The organism is Microbacterium sp. CCH5-D1 (genome assembly GCF_001557335.1).
Taxonomy (GTDB): Bacteria; Actinomycetota; Actinomycetes; order Actinomycetales; family Microbacteriaceae; genus Microbacterium; species Microbacterium oxydans.
In genome coordinates this window covers 1-2,130 of the sequence record NZ_LSJW01000112.1, presented here as the reverse complement: position 1 = coordinate 2,130, position 2,130 = coordinate 1, and the positions used below count along the sequence as shown (strand labels likewise).

General features: G+C 68.6%; 1 protein-coding gene. It reads left to right on the top strand.

The genetic code is table 11. The features are described 5' to 3' along the window. Nucleotides 1-543: 543 nt before the first annotated feature. Nucleotides 544-2,070 carry an HNH endonuclease signature motif containing protein gene (locus tag AX744_RS07360; protein ID WP_061016078.1) on the top strand — a complete coding sequence of 509 codons (1,527 nt, stop codon included), beginning with the start codon at nucleotides 544-546 and terminating at the stop codon, nucleotides 2,068-2,070. Nucleotides 2,071-2,130 lie beyond the last annotated feature (60 nt).

Below are 2,130 nucleotides of genomic sequence, written 5' to 3'. Positions count from 1 at the left end.
GGTCGCGTCGGCGAGGGGGAGCGTGTCGGCGGCGTTCGACGGAAGGGGGGAGTGCGCGTCTGCGGTCGCCTGGCGTCGACGATGACGACGGAGAAGCGGTCGAGTCGGATCGGGGACTTCTGTCGGAGCTTCCGAGGCTTCGTGAGCGCGCTCGGGGGGCAGGGAATTCGTGACGGGATCCTTCCGGGAGGCAGATGTACGCGGCGGTCGATCCCCCCGGATGCCACCGTTACCGATCTGTAATTTAATTCGTGAACTCGCGAGCGTCAAATCGAGATCGGACGCGTCGGCATCGATGTGGCCTTCGCCGCGCTCTGTCGTCCATCGATATCCGCGGAGAGCGTGACGCCAGGGGGTGTGTCGATTCTGCATCCGGTGCGGAGTGCTCGGGGTGCCCTGGCTTCTCGGTGCGCGGCAGCTGTGGAGTACTCGCTTTCCGCCGGCTTTGTGGAGTGTTGGAGGCCTCTATCTGTGTTCTGGAATATTGCTCTGAACTGGGCTTATCCCGGGATGAATGTCGGTGGCCCCGAGTTGACTTCGGGTATGAACACTCCTGTGGATGCGCTCAGCCAGGTCGTCGCCGACCTGGATGCGGTGCTGCGTTCCGAGGCGGTGGTGGGTTTGAGCGACGAATCGAAGATGGAGCTGCTGCGAATGGCGGGTGAAGCGCAGCGGCGCGTGGAGGCCGTGGTGGTGGGGGTCGTCGCATCGGTGGAGTCACGCCCGGCGGGTTCGGGCGACCTCGCGTTCTGCGGCCTCTTCGGGTGCCGAACCGTCGGCGAGCTTCTGCAGCGGGTGCTGCGGGTGGATGCGACGGGTGCCACCCGGGTCGTGAAGGCCGCGAGGGCGGTGCGGCGGGAGGTCGATCTGACGTCGGGCGGCTGGTTGCCGGCACGGTGGCCGGCATTGCGCGCGTCCCTCCTCGACGGGACGGTGGGGGTCGACGGGGTTCTCGCGGCGATCGGTCCGATCGAACGGGCCGGCGCCAGGGTGGGGACGGCGGACAGGTTGCGGGCCGATGCGGAGTTGGCGGCGTATGCGCGCGGGCTTCCGGTCGCCGAGCAGCGCGCGGATGACCACGGCGGTGCGGAGTCGGGGTTCGACGACGACACCGCTCCTCCGGCGACTCCGGAAGACCTGCGGGTGCTGGCGCAGGTGATGGTGCAGTATCTCGATCCGGATGGTGCCGAGCCTGCGGACGAGATCGCCATGCGGGCGCGGGGGATCGTCCTCGGTCGGGCCAAGGACGGGGTGATCCCGATCCGGGGTGGGCTGCTCCCCGAGGTCGCAGGACAGCTGCGACGCCTCTTCGACGCGTACCTGAACCCGAAGGTCGACGGCCCGCCGCAACCTGGTGTCGCTTTCCGGCCCTCCGACACGGCGCGCACCTCTTCGCCGGAGGTCGAGGGGGCGGATCATGGCTTCCTGCCATCCGAGGACCCGGTGCGGACGATCGACCCCCGGACGCGCGCGCAGAAGCAGCACGACACGCTCGCCGCCGTGCTCTCCATCGCTGCACGTCACGATGACACGCCCCGCCTGGGAGGTGCCGCACCGACGCTGGTCGTCACCGTCACCGCCGAGGACTACGCCACCGGTTCCGGATGGGCTCGCATCGAAGGGATCGACACCCCCGTGTCCACCGGAGTCGCCGCGCACACCGCGTGCGGGGGCGGCGTGCAGCGGGTCCTGTTCGACCCGGCTGGGCGCATCATCGGAATCCACACCTCCGACCGCATCTTCAATGCCCATCAACGCCGGGCGATCACTCTCCGCGACCGTGAATGCCTCATCCCCGGCTGCCATGTGCCCGCGGCCTGGTGCGAGATCCATCACGTGGACGAGCACGCCCGCGGTGGAGCGACTCATACCGACAACGGCGTCGCGCTGTGCTGGCACCACCACCGAACCCTCCCCACCAGTGGATGGGAGATCCGGATGCGACATGGCGCACCCTCCGTCCGCGGCCCTGCCTGGTGGGATCCGAGCCGGCGATGGCGAACACCACGACCGACCAGCGCTGCTCGTTCCCGACCGACGGTTCGACGCAAGGAGCTGCTGCGGACATGAAACCCGGTGGCAGCGGAACCTTTGGTGGCAGTGGAGGTGGAGGTGGAGGTGGAGGTGGAG